This is a genomic window from Mycolicibacterium aromaticivorans JS19b1 = JCM 16368 (assembly GCF_000559085.1).
GTDB lineage: Bacteria > Actinomycetota > Actinomycetes > Mycobacteriales > Mycobacteriaceae > Mycobacterium > Mycobacterium aromaticivorans.
Window position 1 is genome coordinate 983,373 of record NZ_JALN02000001.1, and the last position, 16,776, is coordinate 1,000,148.

Sequence of the window (16,776 nt, forward strand, 5' to 3'; positions counted from 1 at the left end):
CTCCTTGAACTTGTCGATTACCTGGAGCCGCAACGCGGCTCGCGGGACACCACGGACACGAACGAGACGCACCCGCCCGGCCGCCCACCGAGGTTGTGCGTGAGCGCGGTGTGCGGATCGGACAGCTGCCGCGCACCCGCCTCGCCGCGGAACTGCAGCCACGCCTCGTAGAGCATCCGCAGCCCGCTGGCCCCGACCGGATGGCCGAAACTCTTCAGACCACCGTCGGGGTTGATCGGCAGCCGACCTCCGGCGTCGAACTCACCGCTCAGCACGTCTTTCCACGCCTGGCCGGGTTCGGCGAACCCGAGGTCTTCCATCAACACGATCTCGGTCGGGGTGAAGCAGTCGTGAACCTCGGCCAGCGAGAGTTGGGTGGCGGGGTTGTCGATGCCGGCCTGCGCGTAGGCGTCTTTGGCCGACTTGACCACTTCCGGGAAGCTGGTGAAATCGTAGCCGGGGTCGGTCGTCCCCCGAGTGGAGCCCGCCACCAGCGACAAGGCGTTGACATACATTGGGGTGTCGGTGAATTCGTGCGCCCGATCCGCCGACACGATCAACGCACACGCCGCACCGTCGGACACTCCTGAGCAGTCGAAGACGCCGAGGCGCCCGGCGATCGTGGGTGCGGCGTCGATGGTCTCCTTGGCGACGGACTTCCGGAACTGGGCCTTGGGGTTCCGTGATCCGTTGTCGTGGTTCTTCCAGGCGACGTGGGTCATCGCGGCACGCATCTCGTCGGGGTGCACACCGTATCGCGCACAGTAGGCCGGATCGAGCAGGGAGAACGCCGCGGGTGCCGTCATCGACAGCTCAGCGGCAGTCCCGTCGGCCGGCGGGTCCTGGCGCAGCAGGCCGGAATAACCGGAGTCCTTGAGCTTTTCGACACCGACTGCCATCGCGATGTCATAGGCGCCGGAGGCGACCGCATAGCAGGCGTTGCGGAACGCCTCCGAACCAGAAGCGCACATGTTCTCGACCCGGGTGACGGGCTTGTCGTCGCTGCCGAGAGCGCGACTCAAGGTCAACCCCGACATCCCGGAGCTCAGGGTGCCCAGCCAGTAGGCATCGACGTCTGCGGGTGACACACTCGCTCCGGACAGGCATTCCTGGTAGGCCTCGAGGATGAGATCCTCGGTCGAGGTGTCGAACCGCTCGCCGAAGTGGCTGCAGCCCATCGCGACAACGGCGACCCGCCCGGCGATTCCGTTACTGGCCATCGCGCAGCACCGCCTTCCAGAAGTAGTTGTGCACGCCGTCTGCGGTGAACAGGCGCCGGAATGTGAAGCCGACCCGGTCGCCGACCTGTACCGCCCGCGGACCGACATCCGCCATCTCGACGGTGAAGCGACCACCGTCGTCGACATCGACAACGGCCTGGACCATCGGTGGTGACGGCGAGTACGCCAGCCGATCGACGGTGGAGGTGACAACGGTCGCGCCGTGTTCGGTGATGCGGACCATGCTCATCGGCGCCGCCGACCCGCATGCGCGGCACACCCGCAACGGCGGCAGATGCACGAATCCGCAATCATCGCAGCGGGTTCCGGCGAGACCGAACTTCCAGTCCTGGGTCCGCGCGGCAGGTGGCCCCGCCGGCTTGTCGGGTTCAGGCCGTCGGGGTGGCTCGAAGTCGACCAGCCCGCACCAGGACAGATACGTCAGGTAATCGGCGGGGATACCGTCGGCCCGCTGGTCTGCCACGGCACGCTGTTGACGAGCACCGGGCAATGCCGAGGTGGCCTGCAGCACCGTCGCGTCGCATCCGTCGACCGCCGACACCACCAGGATGGTGTCGCCGGGTTCGGCGACATCGAGTGCGCCGCAGAGCGCGATCGCCGCATCCGCCGCCCCGCTGTGTCCAATCGGCGACGAGCGGATCGACTTGCGGCCCTTGACCAGAGCCCCGGCACCCTTGACGACTCCGGTGTTGGGGCAGGCCAGGACGACGTGGTCGGCCTCCACCACACCCGCGGCGTCCAGAACCTGCTCGGTGGCGGCGCGCACGAGCGCGGAGTAGCGGCCGAAGCCGAAGCGTTCCTCCCACTGCCGGCCGGTGACGTCGGTGGGCACCCGCCAGCGGTCCAGGAATTCATCGGTCAGTGCGGTGGTGGCCAGAACGTGGGCGATCGCCGGGCCGTCGCCGAAGAGCAGTGCTGCTGCGCCGTCGCCGCCCAGCTTCTCGTCGGCGGAGCGGGGTCGGCCGACGCGGACATCGGCACAAACGGCCAGTCCCCCGCCCGCCGCTGCGGCGCGGATCGCGGCGAATCCACTGCGGCCGGTGCCGCACAGGTCGGCGGCGAACACCTCGGGCGGCAGGCCCAGCGCGGCGTGGATCGCCGTGGCGTTGGTCTTGTCCGCGTACGCGGGGCTGGAGGTGGCGAAGTAGATCGCCGACGGTGTGGTGCCGTCGCGGAGAACCTCGCCCGCTGCGGCCACCGCCATCGTGGTGGAGTCCTCGTCGTAGCTGGCGACCACACGATCACACTTGGGTGTGCCGATGGCGGTACCGGCAAGGCGGAACCGCGGCAGATAGCTGGCGTACGCCAGCAGTCCGGCGGTCACGACACTCCCCGGAACACCGCGGCGATCCCCTGCCCGCCGCCGATGCACATCGTCTCCAGTGCCAATCCGCCTCCGCGCCGGCGCAGTTCGTGCAGCATCGTGGTCAGAATCCGGACACCGGTCGCACCGATCGGATGGCCCAGTGAGATTCCCGACCCGTTGACGTTCAGCCGGTCCTCGACGTCGTCGAGTTTCACTCCCCACCCACTGAGCACGGCCAGCACCTGAACGGCGAAGGCCTCGTTGATCTCGATCAAATCCAGGTCGTCGAACCCCAGTCCCGTCTTGGCGAAGAGCTTGTCGACCGCTCCGACGGGACCGATCCCCATCCGGGACGGTTCGCAGCCCACGGCTGCCCACCCCTCCAGATAGCCGATCGGCTCCAGCCCCAAGTCATCGAGCCGGTCCTCCGCCACCACCAGACAGGCCGCCGCCGCGTCGTTCTGCTGACTGGAGTTGCCTGCGGTGACCGTGCCGTCCGGCACCACGGTGCGCAGCCGGGCCAACGTCTCGGGTGTGGTGTCGGGGCGCACGCCCTCGTCACGATCGACGGTGACCGGCTCACCGCGGCGTTGCGGTACCGGCACGGTGATGATCTCGTCGGCGAAGGCGCCGGCCTGTTGCGCGGCCGCGGCACGCTGGTGGCTGCGGGCGGCGAACGCGTCGGCGGCGTCGCGGCCGATGCCGAAGTCGCGCGCCAGATTCTCGGCGGTCTCGATCATTCCGCTGATCGCCCCGAATCGCCATGCCGGTTGCGACATTTCACGACCACGGTCCAGCCGGTCGTACAGCGTCTGGTTGCCCGCTCTGGAACCCCAACGTGCCGTGGTGGTGTAGTGCTCGATGTTGCTCATCGACTCGACGCCGCCGGCCAGCACGACGTCGGCAGCCCCGGTCTGCACGGTCATCGCCGCAGTCACCACGGCCTGCAGCCCGCCACCACATCGACGGTCGATCTGCAGGCCCGGGACCGTGATCGGCAGATCGGCGTGCAGAGCCACCCAGCGCCCGATGCACGGCGCTTCGGAGTTGGCGTAGGACTGGGCGAAGACGACGTCCTCGATGAGTGCGGGGTCCACGCCGCTGGCCTCGACGACGGCGCGGGTGACCTGCGCGGCGAGGTCTTCGGCCCGCAGCGGCCGTAACGATCCGCCGAACGTGCCAACCGGGGTACGCAGGGGCGCGACGATCGCGGCCCGCCTCATGCGTCGTCCCGCCAGCGGTTCGCCGATGGATCGAGCAGCGCCGTGAGGCGTTCGTCGGGCAGCCACACGAGTGTCTCCAACTCCAATGCGTCGAGGTAGCGCACCCGTCCGGTGCGCAGGTCTTCCAGTCGCAACCGAGGACCGTTGGCATCGAGGTCGACGGTCACCGAGACCTGGGCGAACTCGCTGGCGACGACGCCGGGCGGGGCATGTTCGGGTTCCACGCGCATCTCAGATCAGGAAGCCGAGGGTGGGCAGCGGCCTGTCGTTGTCCACCAGGACAACCTTCTTGTAGACCAGTCGCAGGCCGGCGTCGGTTCGGCGTAGCCGGTAGGTGGTTCGGCCACCCCACAGATGAGTGCCCCGTGCGCGCGATTCCAGCAGCAGGAAATTGGCGCCGACCTCGAGATCGATGCCGCCCTCTGAATTGGTTCTGCCGCCGAGCAATTCGATGTTGCTCAGCAGCCGTCGCATATTCGACACGGGCGTCTGGGCGTACCGCTTGCCGGTGCGGATCTGCTTGAGCCGGGTGCCGATCCGGCTTCGGTTGTCGCAGATGATGGCCATCTGGTTACCGGGCCGGGCATCGGCGGAGCCGTTCGCAGGAACCCAGTAGAGCGCATCGTCGGTCCAGAGCGCTTCCCACGAGTCGTAGTCGCTCTCATCGGCGAATCGAGCCTCGCGATAGAGGAACTGCTCCACCTCGTCGCGGTCGAACCCGGTTGGCACAGTGTGTAATTCATCGAGGGTGGACGCAGTCATCGTCAGTCCTGTTCCATCAGCTGCTTGTAATGCGACCAGAACGCCCGCATACCGGTCTCGTCGGTGTTGGTGCCGATGGTGAATCCGTGCTCGTCGACCCGCTCGCGATTCAGCCCGCGCCGCACGTCCAGCCACTCCGGGTCGCGCACCTCCAGGCCGGCCTGATTGCGCTCATACATCTCGGTGTCATCGGCCAGCAGCATGCCGGCCGGTCCGACCGAGGCCAAACACTGTGACACCAGGCGCTTGTTGAGTTCGGGCGCACCCACCAGCTGCACGGCGGTGGAGTACTGCACGCACTCCCCGACGGAGACCGGTTGCAGGTTGAACACCTGGATTTCGGCGATGAACAGATTCGGGAAGATCATCACGTGCGGCGCACCCTCGATGAGGATCTTCTCGGCGGCCTCGCCATGGCGGGCCCGCATGGCCGCGACGTATTCGGGGACCCGGGCTTCGGTGGTGCCGAACCAGCGCATCGGTGTCGCGTGCTTGCGGAACTCCGGCCGCAGATCATTCTCGCTGTGGCCGTTGCCGAGGTCGCGCGTCACCGCGATCGACGAGTCACTGTAGAGCGGTCCGATCGTGGATTGTGTGACGCCGAGGATCGCACCGTGCACGAATTGCGGGTGGTAGCCATCGGTCTCGTTCTCCACCACCAGTTTCCAGTTGGCCCGGGTCTGATGCTGCAGCCACCCGGCGTTCAGCTCGACGGTGCCCTCCGGGGACAACCCGCAGAGCCGGTCGATCTCACCGGCCGCCGCACCGAGGTGTTCGAGCAGAGTCGGCCCCTCGGCGGCGAAGCTGCCGAACACGAAGCCGCGATAAGAGTCCATTCGCGGAACCCGGCCCATCGGCATGTCGAGCTGACGCTGCCCGTACCCCTTGAAGAACGGAAACCCGATCAGCTCACCGGTATTACGAAACGTCCAGCCGTGGAACGGGCAGCGGAATGTACTCGAATTGCCCTTGGCGTCATCGCAGACCTGGTTTCCACGATGACTGCACCGGTTGAGCAGCAAGTGCACCTGCCCGTCGCGGTCCCGCGTCATGATCACGTCCTGCAACCCCAGCTTCTTGCGGACGTAGTCGCCGGGCCGGGCAACCTCACTCTCGTGACCCACGAACACCCAACTGCGGTACCAGATCTTGTTCAGCTCGTCGGCGAAGATAGTCGGGTCGGTGTACATCGACCCGTGCACCTTGTCGTGGCGGATCAAGCGGTCGTAGCGCCCTGCGGTTCCCGCGGCCGGATCGATAACCGAGGTCATTGCCGTACTCCTTGTGTGGTTCCGAATACCGGATTCCGCTTGGCGGCGAACGCATCGACCGCTTCGGCGAAGTCATCGCTGTCGAACAGGCGCGCCTGTTCCGCGGCCTCCCGGTCGAGAACGTCCAATGGGTGCATGGTCGGGGCGATCGCCAGCAGCGTCTTGATGACGCCGAGCGCTTCCGCTGGGCGCTGCGCCAGAGCGGCCGCATCGGCGACCGCGGTGGCGAGCGCTTCGCCCGGCTCGGCCAGGCTGTCCACCAATCCGAGCTCCCACGCGTCGGTGGCGGACAGCGGAGCCGGAAACAGGATCAGCTGACGAGTCCGGGCCGCGCCGATCCGGGCCGGCAGCGATACATAGGTACCCATGTCGCCGGACAGACCGACGTTGGTGAAGGTCGCCGCGAAGCGGGCGTCGCGAGCGGCGACGACCCGGTCGCAGGCCGCGGCGAGCCCGGCACCCGCACCGAATGCGGAACCCTCCACCGCGGCCAGCACCGGCTTGGGGGTAGCCCAGATCGCCCGAATCACGTTCTGCGCAAGATTGATCCGCTCCAAAGCCGCATCGGGAGCCATCCTGGTCATGGTGGCGATATCGCCGCCGGAGCAGAACGAACCACCCGCACCGGTCAGCACGATCGCCCGCACCCCCGGGTCGGCGTCGGCCGCCTCGATCGCCTCTGCCAACTCGATGCGCAGCGGCAGGTCGATCGCGTTGCGGACCGCCGGCCGGTTGAGGGTGATCGTGCGAACCGGGCCTGCGTCGTCGATCAGGATGCTCACAGGCCGCCGAACTTCGGCGGGCGCCGTTCGATCACCGCGCGCAGACCTTCCAATGCGTCCGCGGTGCCGGACAGTTCGGAAACCGTTCGGGCCTCTTCAGCCAACCGCTGTTCGACCGACTGCCCGACGCCGCTCCACACCAGCCGCTTGGTGGCGGACAGGGCCGCGGTGGGCAGTTGGACCAGCTGGGACGCAAGGTCCTCGGCGCGTGCCGTCAGCGCGTCGTCGTCGACGACTTCGGTGATGAGCCCGATCTCGGCGGCCTCGTCGGCCGATAGCGTGGGATTCGTCAGCAGGATGCGCAATGCCTGTCGCAATCCGACCAGCTGGGTCAGCGTGACCGACGAACCACCGTCGGGTGCCATCCCGACCCGCACGGCGCCGGAGAAGAACTTCGCCGACCGTGCGGCCACCACGATGTCGGAGGCACACACCAGGCCCAGTCCCCCACCACCGGCCGCGAAACCCTGCACCGCGGTGACGACGGGGACCCGAAGTTGGATCAGCGCCGCAGTGGCCAACTGGAGCCAGGCCGTCGCTTCACGCAGGTAGTCGGGCAGGTCGGCGCCCTTGGATTCGAAGGTCTTGACGTCGCCGCCTGCGCAGAAGTTACGGCCCTCACCCGTCATCAGCACGACGCGTACGGCCGGGTCGGCATGACAGGCCAGGATCGCTTCATGCAGCGCCTTGAGAATCTCCACGTTGAGGCCGTTGGACGCCTCGGGCCGGTTCAGCCGTAGCCGGGCGATGCCGTCGCTGACCGCCACGGCGACCGGGGCCTCGATCGATGTCGTCATGCACGAACCTCTCTGCTCTGGAAGGCCGTGACGCTGTCCGATCCCGCGCCGCCGGCGATGTGGCGGACCACCGCAGCCATCTCTGCGTCGAGCCCCGCACGCAGGCCGTCGTCGACTCCGACGGCGACGAGCCGCTTGATGGTGGTCACCGCGTCCCGTCGCCGTTCGCCGAGCCGGGTGGCGAAACGGGCGATGCCGTCGTCGAATTGATCGTGGGGAAAGGCCCGGTAGGCCAAACCCAGTCGCACTGCGTCGAGCCCGGAAAGCCGATCGCCCGACAGCAATACGCCGAGCGCCTGCTGTCGGCCGATGAGGTGCGGCAGCCGCGCGGTTCCGCCGCCGCCGGGAACCATCCCGTAGTTGACGTGGTTGTCGGTGATCTTGGCCGTCTCGCTGACCAGGACGATGTCGGCGGCCTGCATCAGCTCGAAGCCGCCGGCCGCCGCGGACCCCTCGACCGCGGCGATCACCGGGGTCTCCACGCCGGCGATGGCGTCACAGGCGTCGCGAAAGGCTGCGAACAACTCGGTCAGTGCGGCGGGTCCCTGGGCACGCAGTCGTTGGACCTCGTCGAAGTCACCGCCGGCGCAGAAGTTTCCGCCGCTGCCCCGGATCACGATCACGTTGACGGCGGCGTCGGCGCCGACGGATTCGATGGCCGCGCGCAGTGCACGTGCGAGTCCGACGGTGATCGCGTTCATCCGATCCGGACGATCCAGGGTGATCCACCCGACGTGACCGTCGAGCGACGTCGTGACGCTCATCTGGGTCTCCTCAGAAGCCGGATATGGACAAATCTAATCATAATTTCTAATCTAGGTTAAACCAATCGCTGGGGTGGCCTCAAGTGCGCCCCGACCGGAAGGGTCAACGTGGATCTGGGACTGGCCGACGCCCGCGTCGTGATCACCGGCGGGGCATCCAACATCGGACGCGGCATCGTGCACCGATTCGCCGCCGAGGGTGCGCGAATTGTGTTGAACGACATCGACGAACCGCAGGCCGAGAAGGTCAAGGCCGAGGCGCTGGAGCTGGGCGCAGCCGCGGTCGAGCTCGCGATCGCCGATCTGACGGCGCCCGATGGTGGCGAGGTCGCGGTGGGCGCCGCGGTCAAGCACTGGGGCGGCGTCGACGTGCTGGTCAACAACGCCGGATGGAGTGTGCCCGGGTTCATCGCGACCGACACCGACCGCGACAAATGGCAGCGCACCATCGAGATCAACCTGTTCTCGGCCATTGCGGCGACCCAGGCTGCGATCGGACCGATGAAGGACGGCGGCGGCGGGTCGATCGTCTCCATCGCCAGTGACGCGGCCTTCGGCCAGATCCGCCAGGGGGTCTACGGCGCCTCGAAGGCGGCGATGGTGGCGTTGGCGCGCACCACGGCTCGCGAGCACGGCAGGCACGGCATCCGCTCCAACATCGTCTGCCCCGGTCTGGTGATCCCGGAGAGCGCCGATGCGGTGGGCGCGGCCAGCCTGTGGTCGGTCGGCCAGGACGAGGTGTTCAATCCCAAGCAGATCGAGTTCATGCTCAAGGACACCCCGACCCGTCAGCTCACCACCGCCGACGACGTCGGGAACGCAGTGCTGTTCTTCGCCTCCCCGGTGGCCGCCGGCCAGGTCACCGGACAGCTGATCTCGGTCAGCGGCGGCTACACGATGCCCTGAGACTCGGGCACCTTCGGTTCCACAAGCAGCCGGCCCAGCAAGCCCACCGTGCTGGCGATGCCGCCGACAACTGTCAGCGCGGCGAGATGGACCAGCACCATCGGCGGGTTGTCGACCGAGTGGCGCACCGAAAGGTACAGGATCCCGGAGCCGAAAAGCCCTGCCGCGAAGGCCATCGGGACGACCGGGATCAGGTACAGGTAGCCGACTCCGCGCAACCGCGGGACCAGTCGATAAATCACGATGCCGCTGACCAGAGCCGATATCGCGTTGGTGAAACCGAGGAAGATCGGGTAGCCGAGCACGACGAACGGCTGACTGTCCTGATACTCGTACACCTTCAGCACACTGATATAAGTCATCTCCGCCGCGATCGCCATCACGACGATGAATGCGTACATCGTCCACACGGTGCGCATGGCAGGCCGGCGGGCAATCGTGCGAGCGATGAACACGCTGGCGCCGCCGTAGAACGTCAGATATGCCGCAGGCACCCAGATCGGTTGATGACTACCAAATGTCGTGTAGAGGTGCCACTGGCCTTGCTCGCGGAACCATAACCCGTACAAGCGGTCGAAGAGCGGTTCCATCAGGCAGGTGAGCGTCCCGCTGACCAGGACGAACAGCGGCCAGACGATCGATTCCCGCCGGCACAGCCGCACAACCCACACCACCACCATGGCCGCCAGAGCGAACGTGAGCACGGTGGCAATCCATTGGCCGGTCGGCCACACGGGCGTATCGATTCCTAGCGTCGTTACCGGTGCCATCAGGTCCTCCGCTCAGCCCGCCAGCAGATAGCTGGGCAGATTGGCATGCGATGTTCCGATCAGCCCGAGCCAGTTGAACGGGAGGTGGTACACGAATACCAAAGTGACCATGCAGAATCCGAGGACCGCGAAGTTGCGGACGTGACCGCGCAGCGACGGGCGCCACCGTTCGGCCCCGAGTTCGATCGGCGACTCTCCCACCGGCCGCTCCTCCGCCTCCATCCTGGCCCAGGTGAAGACACATCCCACGAAGGCCACCAGAATCGACTCGTAGATCGGGAACTGGTGCACCTCACCGGACCACAGGGTCAGCGGCTCATAGGTTTTCGCAAACGCGTAGGCGTGGGTGGTCCTGATCACCACATTCTCCACGACAAAATCGAAGATGAATTCGAAAATGAAGACAATGGCGAACAGCCGAAATTTCGACATGGCCGGCCACCGGCGCCGCACCCGCTTCGCCTCGTGGCACGCTACGATGGCCACACCGGCGCAGAAGTAGATGTACATCGGCGGGCCCCAAATCAGCGACTCCGCATACCGGCTCGGCGCCTCCGGGTTGTGGAACGGCAGAAACCGAACCCAGACACCGCGATTGACGTTCGCGCTGTTCCAGGCGAATAGATACTGCTGCACATTGAGGAAGGCGTCCGCCACGAAGCAGATGATGCCGCCGATCACGAACTTACCGTCAAGGCTCAACGAGCGGGTCTCACGCAGCGGCTTGACCACGCAATACCAGACGAAGGCCGCCATCACCGCGAGGCTGATCGCCTCGAAGATCCGCAGCGCGACCAGTCGCCAATCTTCCATGACGTCGGGCCCGATCCGTGGCGCCGGGGTGAACTCCTCACCCGAAGTCACCCATCGCACAATGACTTCGACGCAGATCACGAACCACACGACGCCGATGAGAGCCAGGAAGGTGGCCGGACCCTGCCGCCCCAGCGGCGGCGGATCCGAGACGGCCCGCTTCGCGGCGACCGTGTCACCGGGGCCCGTGGTCACAGACATCGCGAAAAACCTCCAGTAGACAAACTAGTCATTTTGTAACCGTTCGGGTGATAATGACGGCATACACGCCGTGATGTCAACGGGCGGGTCGAACGCGGGTAGTCTGCCGAGATGACTCCGACCCCACGCGAAGCCGCCCGAGGCCGGATCATCGCCGCGGCGCGGGAGCTGTTCCGCGCCAACGGGGTACGTGCGGTGACGATGACGGATGTCGCCCGCGGCGCGGGCTACAGCAGGCAGATGGTGTACAAGGTTTTCTTCGATCGTCGCGAGTTGGTGCTGGCCGCCGCCATCGAGCGGATCGTCGAGATTGCCGATGCCGCCGCGCCTTGCGCCACCATTCCGGACGGTAGCTTCACCGAGTCGTTCGTCGAGCTCTCGGTGCAGATCATCGAGACATTGCGCAATGACCCCGAACTGTCGGGACTGCTCGGCGACGGCAGCCCGATCACCGCGCACGAGGCCCTGTGGTCAGCCGAACTGGTGGAGCGCGGGCTACGCTTCTGGCAGCCGTGGCTCGACGTCGGCCGCGCACGGCATCTGCTTCGCGACGATCTGTCGAATCGGGATATCTCCGACTGGCTCCACACCGTCTACGCGTCGATCATCCTGCGCCGCAACATCCCTGAGGACGACGAGCGGGCGATGATCGAACGGTTCGTGATGACGTCACTCGCCATGGCGAGCGTTACGCAACCTCACCTGCCGTAGAGCGTCCCGTTCCACATCGCGACGAGTGGGCCGACCATCGCCTCTTCGTCGGTCAGCTCGGGATCCACTCCCATGCCGGCGATGTGCAGCACCCGCTCGGTGCTCCAGAACAGGGTGGCTGCCAGCGTCCGGCTCGGCAGGTCCGAGGTGATGAGCCCGGCCGCACGCTCGCGATCGATCTCGGCGGCACCTGCGGCGACGAAGCGCTCGACGACCGCAAGCCAGAGCGTGCGCAACGCCGGCTCGCTGTGCCAGTGCTGGTTGGCCGCCTGCAACACCGCCCGGTGCCGATGCCAGGTATGAGTCACCGCACGGATACTTCGCTCCAACGCCAACGAGGGTGGGTCGTCGGGCGAGCGCTCGAGAAACGGCTGCACGGTTCCGAAGATGTCCTCCATCGCCGCCTCGAGCAGACCGGACAGCACCGAGAACTTCGACGAGAAGTAAAAGTAGAACGTGGCTCTCGAGATGTTCGCCTCAGTGAGGATCTGCGCCACGCTGATGTCGGCGAACGCCTGACGCTCCATCAGCCGGGCCGTCGCCGCGTAGATGGCATCGACCGGCGGCACCCCGTTGAGGTCAACCGAGCGCGGTCGACGCGTCGCCTCCGTCATCGCAGCCACCTTACCGTCGCCGAGAGCCGCTCCACGCGGGCCCGTCCAATCAATCTAATCTAATTTCAAAACAGCTATACACAATGTCTAGACACGATGTTAGTGTGAGCTGGTCCACAGGCGCCGAGCGGTGCCAGCGCCGCGGCAACCGCGGAGAAACAGCACGTCAGCGGGCATGCGGGCCCGAATCATAAGGAGAGGCCGAATCGATGAGTCCCACGTTGAGCCTGAGTTGGTCACCCCTGGTGCAGGGTCAAGGATGGCCGCCCAACATCCTGCCGGCGCCCGGTGATTTCAGCGTCAGCCTGACCGCGGAGATCGCCTTCTTCTTGATCGCGGGCGCGCTGGCGGTTGTCGTCGCGCTGCCCTGGGCGATCCGGGCCGCGGTGCGCAGCCGCAACTACGTCCCGCTGATCGTGCTCGCCAGTGGCCTGATCTGCAGCCTGCTCGAGCCGATGCTCGACCTGCTCGGCCATCTGCACTGGGCCAACAACCTGATCCCCGCGTTCACCAACTTCGGGATCACGGTGCCCCTGCTGATCCCGCCGTGCTACATGGCGTTCCTGGGACTCGAGGCGTATTTCTGCTACTTCGTGATCCGCAATGGCGCCCATGCCAGCCACTTCGTGATGTTGCTGGGGATGGGCATCGTCACCGACGCCATCATGGAGACCGCAGGCATCAACCTGGGCACGTACCTCTATTACGGCGTGCAACCGTTCAGCTTCCTGAACTTCCCGTACTGGTGGGGCTTCATCAACGGTGGTTCGTTCGTCACGATCGGCGCCATCCTCGCCTTCGCTGTCCCGAGACTCAAAGGCGCGCAGAAGCTCTTGCTGCTGCTGGTGGCTCCGTTCGGCATGATGGTCGCCTACTTCGGTGTGGGCTTCCCGCACATCCTGATCCACAACTCCACGCTGCCGACCGCCGTGCGTTGGATTGGCGCCGCCGTCATGATGGCGATGATGGTGGGCTGGATGTTCGTGCTGCATCGCCTTGTCGGACGGCCGAATTCGCAGCCCGCGCCCAAGTGGACCTTCTGGCGGGTGTTCGCCTACGGCAAGTTCATCCCGACCCGCACCGGCCGGCAGAACCTGTGGCGCAAGATGTGCGAGGAAGGCGGCGTCACGCCCGGCGACGGAATCGCCGTCGACCCCGAGGATCCCGCCCAGGCGCTTGTCGTCGGCCCGACCATCATCCTCAACGGATCCCAGCAGAACCGCCAGCCGGCAACGACGCTCTGACCCGCGAAGCGGTGGGCCGGTTCCGAGTGCAACCGGTTCCGGCCCATCGCCTTCCGTCCTTCCCTTCTACCTTCGATGAGGACTTGTCATGTCTGAAGTTGCCCAGCCCCCGCGCGAAGTCGACGTCGTTGTCGTCGGCTCCGGGCACAACGGCCTAGTCGCTGCGGCCTACCTGGCCAAGGCCGGGCTCAAGGTCTTGGTCGTGGAGGCGGCGGCCACCGCCGGTGGTATGACATCGACGAACTCGTTCGCCCCGGAAGCACCCGAATACACCATCAACGAGGCCTCGATTCAAGCGTCGTTGTTCCGCACCACCACGATCAACGACGACCTCGAGCTGTCGACCCGTTACGGGCTGCGCCAGACCGTCATCGACCCTGCGCATTTCCAGCTGGCCGCCGACGGCAGCTCGCTCGGTCTGTGGCGCGACCCACGCAAGACGGCCTCGGAACTGGAGTACTTCTCCCGCAGGGATGCTCGCGCACTCCTCGAGCTCTACGAAGTGATCGACGCCGCTGTCGAGATCGGCCTGCCGATGATGCAGACCAACGTTGTGGCACCCGACATCTCGGCAATCCTCAAGGCCGCCAGAGGCGTTGCGAAAAATCGCAGACAACTGAGTGCGATCGGGCGCTGGATGGCAAGCTCGCAGACCGAAGCGGTGGAAGAGAGCTTCGAGCACGACATGATCCGGGCGCCACTGCTGACATCGCTGCCGTTCATGCCGTTCGACGCCGACCTGTCCGGGTGGTCGCTGATCTATCTCGGCGTGCTGTCCAAGTACGGCGTCGCCATGTTCCACGGCGGTACCGGTTCGCTGCCCAAGGCGCTGATCGGGGTCATCAAGGACAACGGCGGCGACATCATCACCAGCTCACCGGTTGAGGAACTCATCGTCGAGTCCAATCGCTGCGTCGGCGTCCGGGTTCGTGGCGGCACCGAGATCCGCGCCCGGCGTGGTGTTTTGACCGCATGCAGCCCGAAGACCACCCTGACCCGGCTGCTCCCCCGCGGCATCCTCGAGCACAAGAAGCAGGTTGCCGCCGACCACATCCCGACCCGCAAGCGCGGTATCGCCGACGCGAAAGTCAATGTCGCACTGTCGGGCCGGGTGGACATGTCCAAGCACGAGAAGTGGCGCGGCGACGGTATCGACCTGCGACTGGCCTGCAACTGCTACCACACTTACGAGCAAGCCAAAGAAGCCGCAAAGTCGTGCGTCCGGGGCCAGGTGCCCGACGCGATCCCCGGCCTGGCGCAGGTGACCAACGCGTTCGATCCGTCGATGTCGCCGCCGGGCAAGGACCTGTGGTGGTTCTGGACCGGGCTGACCCCATCCTTTCCCGAAGAGGGGTGGGATGTGGCGCGCAAGAAGATCACCGACAGCATCATCAAAGATGCCGACCAGTACTACAAGGGTGTCGAGGATCTCCAGGTTGCCGTGCGGCCCTTGGTGTTGCCCGATATCGAGGAGCGGTTCTGGGCCATCGACGGCTCGGTGTATCACGTCGATCCGACGATCAGCCGATTCGGGCCCAACAAGCCGGTCAGCGGGTTCGCCGGCTATCGCACGCCGGTCGAAGGGCTGTTCCTGACCGGCTCGGGCACCCATCCGGTCGCCGGGATCAGCGGGATGCCCGGCCAGAATGCGGCGCGCACCATGCTCAAGCAGTTCCGCCTGGAAGATCAGGGCGGGCGCCTTGGCGCTCTGAAAGACCGGCTGCGGCGGGAACGTAAGCGCGTGGCGTTGTCCGAGAACCCATACGCGAGCGGGCCCAACGATCCCTTCCCGACTGAACTCTCGTCATGACGCGCGACGTTCAGCGCGTCATGGCGGTGTGCGGCGCAGCATTTGTATTGCTGCTGTTTCCGGCCATCATCATGATCGGGCTGCTGCCGCCGATGTCGCCGATGCGGACCGCCGAGCAGGTCGCGCAGTTCTGGTCGACCAACACCGGACTCAAGCGAACGGGTTTGGTGATCATGCTGGCCGCAGCGGGATTACAGGCGCCCTTCGGAGCATTGATGGCGGTCCGGATTCGGCAGATGGACGGCACTCGGTACTCGCCGCTGGCCTACACCCAACTGGTCGGCACCGGACTTGCGGTGGTAGCGATCCTGATGCCGACGTTCGCGTTCGCCGCGGCGTCGTACCGTCCGGAACGCGATCCTGAGGTCACCCAGGCGCTCAACGATCTGGGCTGGCTGCCCTTCGTGATGAACTGGCCGGCCGCCACCATCCAGTGCCTGGTGATCGGGTTCGCCATCTTCGGGGCCAAGACCGCCGTCTGGCCGCGGTGGCTGGGTTACTTCAACGTGTGGTGCGCCTTCATCTTCGCCGCAGGCGGATTGGTGGTGCTCTTCAAAGACGGTGTCTTCGCGTGGAACGGGCTGCTGGCCTTCTGGTTGGTCGCGGTATTCTTCGGAGTGTGGTTCCTGATCATGTCGTGGCAGCTGTGGGTCACCGCATCGAGCGACGAAAGATGTTCGGCACAAGGCGTTTTGGCGACGTGACTGCACTGCACGACGTGGAGCCGCAGACCCAGCGCAGGATTCCCGGCGAAGAAGGAATCTGGGTTTTCGTCCTCGGCGATATGACGGTGTTCGCGCTGTTCTTCGCGACCTTCATGTATTCGCGGGGCAAGAACCCACAGTCGTTCGCCGCGGGGCACGCCGACCTCCACGTCGCGCTCGGGACCGTGAACATCGTTCTGCTGCTGAGTAGTTCACTGCTGGTCGTCCTCGGCGTTCAGCGGGTGCTCGCCGGTCGGCATCAGAACGCCACCCGGTTGTTCACCGGTGCGATCGGCTGTGGTGCCGGGTTCGTGGTGGTCAAAGCCGTCGAGTGGACTCAACTGTTCAGCGCAGGCAAGGGTGTCAGCAGCGGTGAATACTTCTCGTACTACTTCGTGTTCACCGGAATCCACCTGGTGCATGTGCTGATCGGGATGGCGCTGCTCACCCGGTTGACCTTCCTCACCCGGCGGCCCACGCTCGAAGATACTCAGCGCCGGCTGTGTGAGACCGGTGGAATCTTCTGGCACATGGTGGATCTGCTCTGGGTGGTTCTGTTCGCGCTGTTCTATCTGGTGAGGTGACGATGACCGCCACGCGTCGGTTGACCCTGGTGTGGGCAGTGCTCCTGGCGCTGACCTTCGGATCGTTCGTGGTCGGTATCGAGCAGAGCGCCGATCTCGCTGGGGCCGCCGCGATCGCGATCATCGGGATCGCCCTGTTCAAGGTGCGCCTCATCGGTCTGCATTTCATGGACGTACGGATTGCGCCGACGGCCCTGCGTGTCCTGTTCGAGGGTTACGTGCTCGTGGTGTTCGCGGCACTGGTCGTCCTCGACCTGGTGGTCAGGCCCTGAG

The 16,776-nt window shown here is 65.9% G+C and carries 19 protein-coding genes; 7 read left to right on the plus strand and 12 right to left on the minus strand.

The genetic code is table 11. From position 1 onward, the window contains the following. Window positions 1-17 precede the first annotated feature (17 nt). The 9 genes from Y900_RS04735 to Y900_RS04775 are packed head-to-tail and all read right to left on the minus strand — an operon-like array spanning window position 18 to window position 8,146. Entirely contained in the window at window positions 18-1,220 is a 1,203-nt protein-coding gene (locus Y900_RS04735) for an acetyl-CoA acetyltransferase (protein ID WP_036339571.1), read from the minus strand. Then, window positions 1,210-2,565, minus strand: a complete 1,356-nt coding sequence (locus Y900_RS04740; RefSeq protein ID WP_036339574.1) for a zinc ribbon domain-containing protein — start codon at window positions 2,563-2,565, stop codon at window positions 1,210-1,212. Before Y900_RS04740 ends, Y900_RS04735 begins: the two co-directional genes overlap by 11 nt. Then, window positions 2,562-3,770, minus strand: coding sequence for an acetyl-CoA C-acetyltransferase (locus Y900_RS04745; RefSeq protein ID WP_036339576.1), 1,209 nt, complete (start codon window positions 3,768-3,770; stop codon window positions 2,562-2,564). Before Y900_RS04745 ends, Y900_RS04740 begins: the two co-directional genes overlap by 4 nt. Then, window positions 3,767-3,994 carry a hypothetical protein gene (locus Y900_RS04750; protein WP_237752505.1) on the minus strand — a complete coding sequence of 76 codons (228 nt, stop codon included), beginning with the start codon at window positions 3,992-3,994 and terminating at the stop codon, window positions 3,767-3,769. The genes Y900_RS04745 and Y900_RS04750 overlap by 4 nt, the downstream gene beginning before the upstream one ends. Before the next feature lie 7 nt (window positions 3,995-4,001). Then, window positions 4,002-4,532, minus strand: coding sequence for an aromatic-ring-hydroxylating dioxygenase subunit beta (locus Y900_RS04755; protein ID WP_036339581.1), 531 nt, complete (start codon window positions 4,530-4,532; stop codon window positions 4,002-4,004). A gap of 2 nt (window positions 4,533-4,534) precedes the next feature. Then, complete coding sequence (locus Y900_RS04760) at window positions 4,535-5,803, minus strand: aromatic ring-hydroxylating oxygenase subunit alpha (protein WP_036339583.1); 1,269 nt, start codon at window positions 5,801-5,803, stop codon at window positions 4,535-4,537. Continuing rightward, window positions 5,800-6,585, minus strand: a complete 786-nt coding sequence (locus Y900_RS04765) for an enoyl-CoA hydratase/isomerase family protein (RefSeq protein WP_036339586.1) — start codon at window positions 6,583-6,585, stop codon at window positions 5,800-5,802. Before Y900_RS04765 ends, Y900_RS04760 begins: the two co-directional genes overlap by 4 nt. After that, entirely contained in the window at window positions 6,582-7,382 is an 801-nt protein-coding gene (locus Y900_RS04770) for an enoyl-CoA hydratase/isomerase family protein (RefSeq protein ID WP_036339588.1), read from the minus strand. Before Y900_RS04770 ends, Y900_RS04765 begins: the two co-directional genes overlap by 4 nt. Further along, on the minus strand, window positions 7,379-8,146 hold the full coding sequence (locus Y900_RS04775) for an enoyl-CoA hydratase/isomerase family protein (RefSeq protein WP_036339591.1): 768 nt from the start codon (window positions 8,144-8,146) through the stop codon (window positions 7,379-7,381). Before Y900_RS04775 ends, Y900_RS04770 begins: the two co-directional genes overlap by 4 nt. Window positions 8,147-8,254: 108 nt before the next feature. Between Y900_RS04775 and Y900_RS04780 the strand changes: the two genes are divergently transcribed. After that, window positions 8,255-9,052: an SDR family NAD(P)-dependent oxidoreductase gene (locus Y900_RS04780; RefSeq protein WP_036339593.1), complete on the plus strand. Its 798-nt coding sequence runs from the start codon at window positions 8,255-8,257 to the stop codon at window positions 9,050-9,052. Here the strand turns inward: Y900_RS04780 and Y900_RS04785 are convergent. After that, entirely contained in the window at window positions 9,037-9,822 is a 786-nt protein-coding gene (locus Y900_RS04785) for a hypothetical protein (RefSeq protein ID WP_036339596.1), read from the minus strand. The two genes, Y900_RS04780 and Y900_RS04785, sit on opposite strands and share 16 nt — an antisense overlap. Window positions 9,823-9,834: 12 nt before the next feature. Next, window positions 9,835-10,836 carry a spirocyclase AveC family protein gene (locus Y900_RS04790; RefSeq protein WP_036339598.1) on the minus strand — a complete coding sequence of 334 codons (1,002 nt, stop codon included), beginning with the start codon at window positions 10,834-10,836 and terminating at the stop codon, window positions 9,835-9,837. A 111-nt stretch (window positions 10,837-10,947) separates the two neighbouring features. On the opposite strand from Y900_RS04790, the gene Y900_RS04795 reads away from it, so the two are divergent. Beyond that, the gene (locus Y900_RS04795; protein WP_036339600.1) at window positions 10,948-11,547 is read left to right on the plus strand and encodes a TetR/AcrR family transcriptional regulator; all 600 of its coding nucleotides are present in this window, start codon (window positions 10,948-10,950) and stop codon (window positions 11,545-11,547) included. On the opposite strand, the gene Y900_RS04800 is transcribed toward Y900_RS04795, so the two are convergent. Next, window positions 11,535-12,161 (minus strand): TetR/AcrR family transcriptional regulator, encoded by a 627-nt coding sequence (locus Y900_RS04800; protein WP_109751020.1) that lies wholly within the window; start codon window positions 12,159-12,161, stop codon window positions 11,535-11,537. The two genes, Y900_RS04795 and Y900_RS04800, sit on opposite strands and share 13 nt — an antisense overlap. Before the next feature lie 209 nt (window positions 12,162-12,370). Between Y900_RS04800 and Y900_RS04805 the strand changes: the two genes are divergently transcribed. From Y900_RS04805 to Y900_RS04825, 5 genes are all read left to right on the plus strand, one after another. After that, a complete protein-coding gene (locus Y900_RS04805; protein ID WP_036339605.1) occupies window positions 12,371-13,405 on the plus strand; it encodes a hypothetical protein in 1,035 nt (344 codons plus the stop codon). Between the two features lie 88 nt (window positions 13,406-13,493). Continuing rightward, window positions 13,494-15,215, plus strand: a complete 1,722-nt coding sequence (locus Y900_RS04810) for a phytoene desaturase family protein (RefSeq protein ID WP_036339608.1) — start codon at window positions 13,494-13,496, stop codon at window positions 15,213-15,215. After that, the gene (locus Y900_RS04815) at window positions 15,212-15,919 is read left to right on the plus strand and encodes a hypothetical protein (protein WP_036339611.1); all 708 of its coding nucleotides are present in this window, start codon (window positions 15,212-15,214) and stop codon (window positions 15,917-15,919) included. Before Y900_RS04810 ends, Y900_RS04815 begins: the two co-directional genes overlap by 4 nt. Continuing rightward, on the plus strand, window positions 15,916-16,503 hold the full coding sequence (locus Y900_RS04820) for a cytochrome c oxidase subunit 3 (protein ID WP_081844986.1): 588 nt from the start codon (window positions 15,916-15,918) through the stop codon (window positions 16,501-16,503). Before Y900_RS04815 ends, Y900_RS04820 begins: the two co-directional genes overlap by 4 nt. Window positions 16,504-16,505: 2 nt before the next feature. Next, the gene (locus Y900_RS04825) at window positions 16,506-16,775 is read left to right on the plus strand and encodes a cytochrome C oxidase subunit IV family protein (RefSeq protein ID WP_036339614.1); all 270 of its coding nucleotides are present in this window, start codon (window positions 16,506-16,508) and stop codon (window positions 16,773-16,775) included. The last annotated feature ends 1 nt before the right edge of the window (window position 16,776 follow it).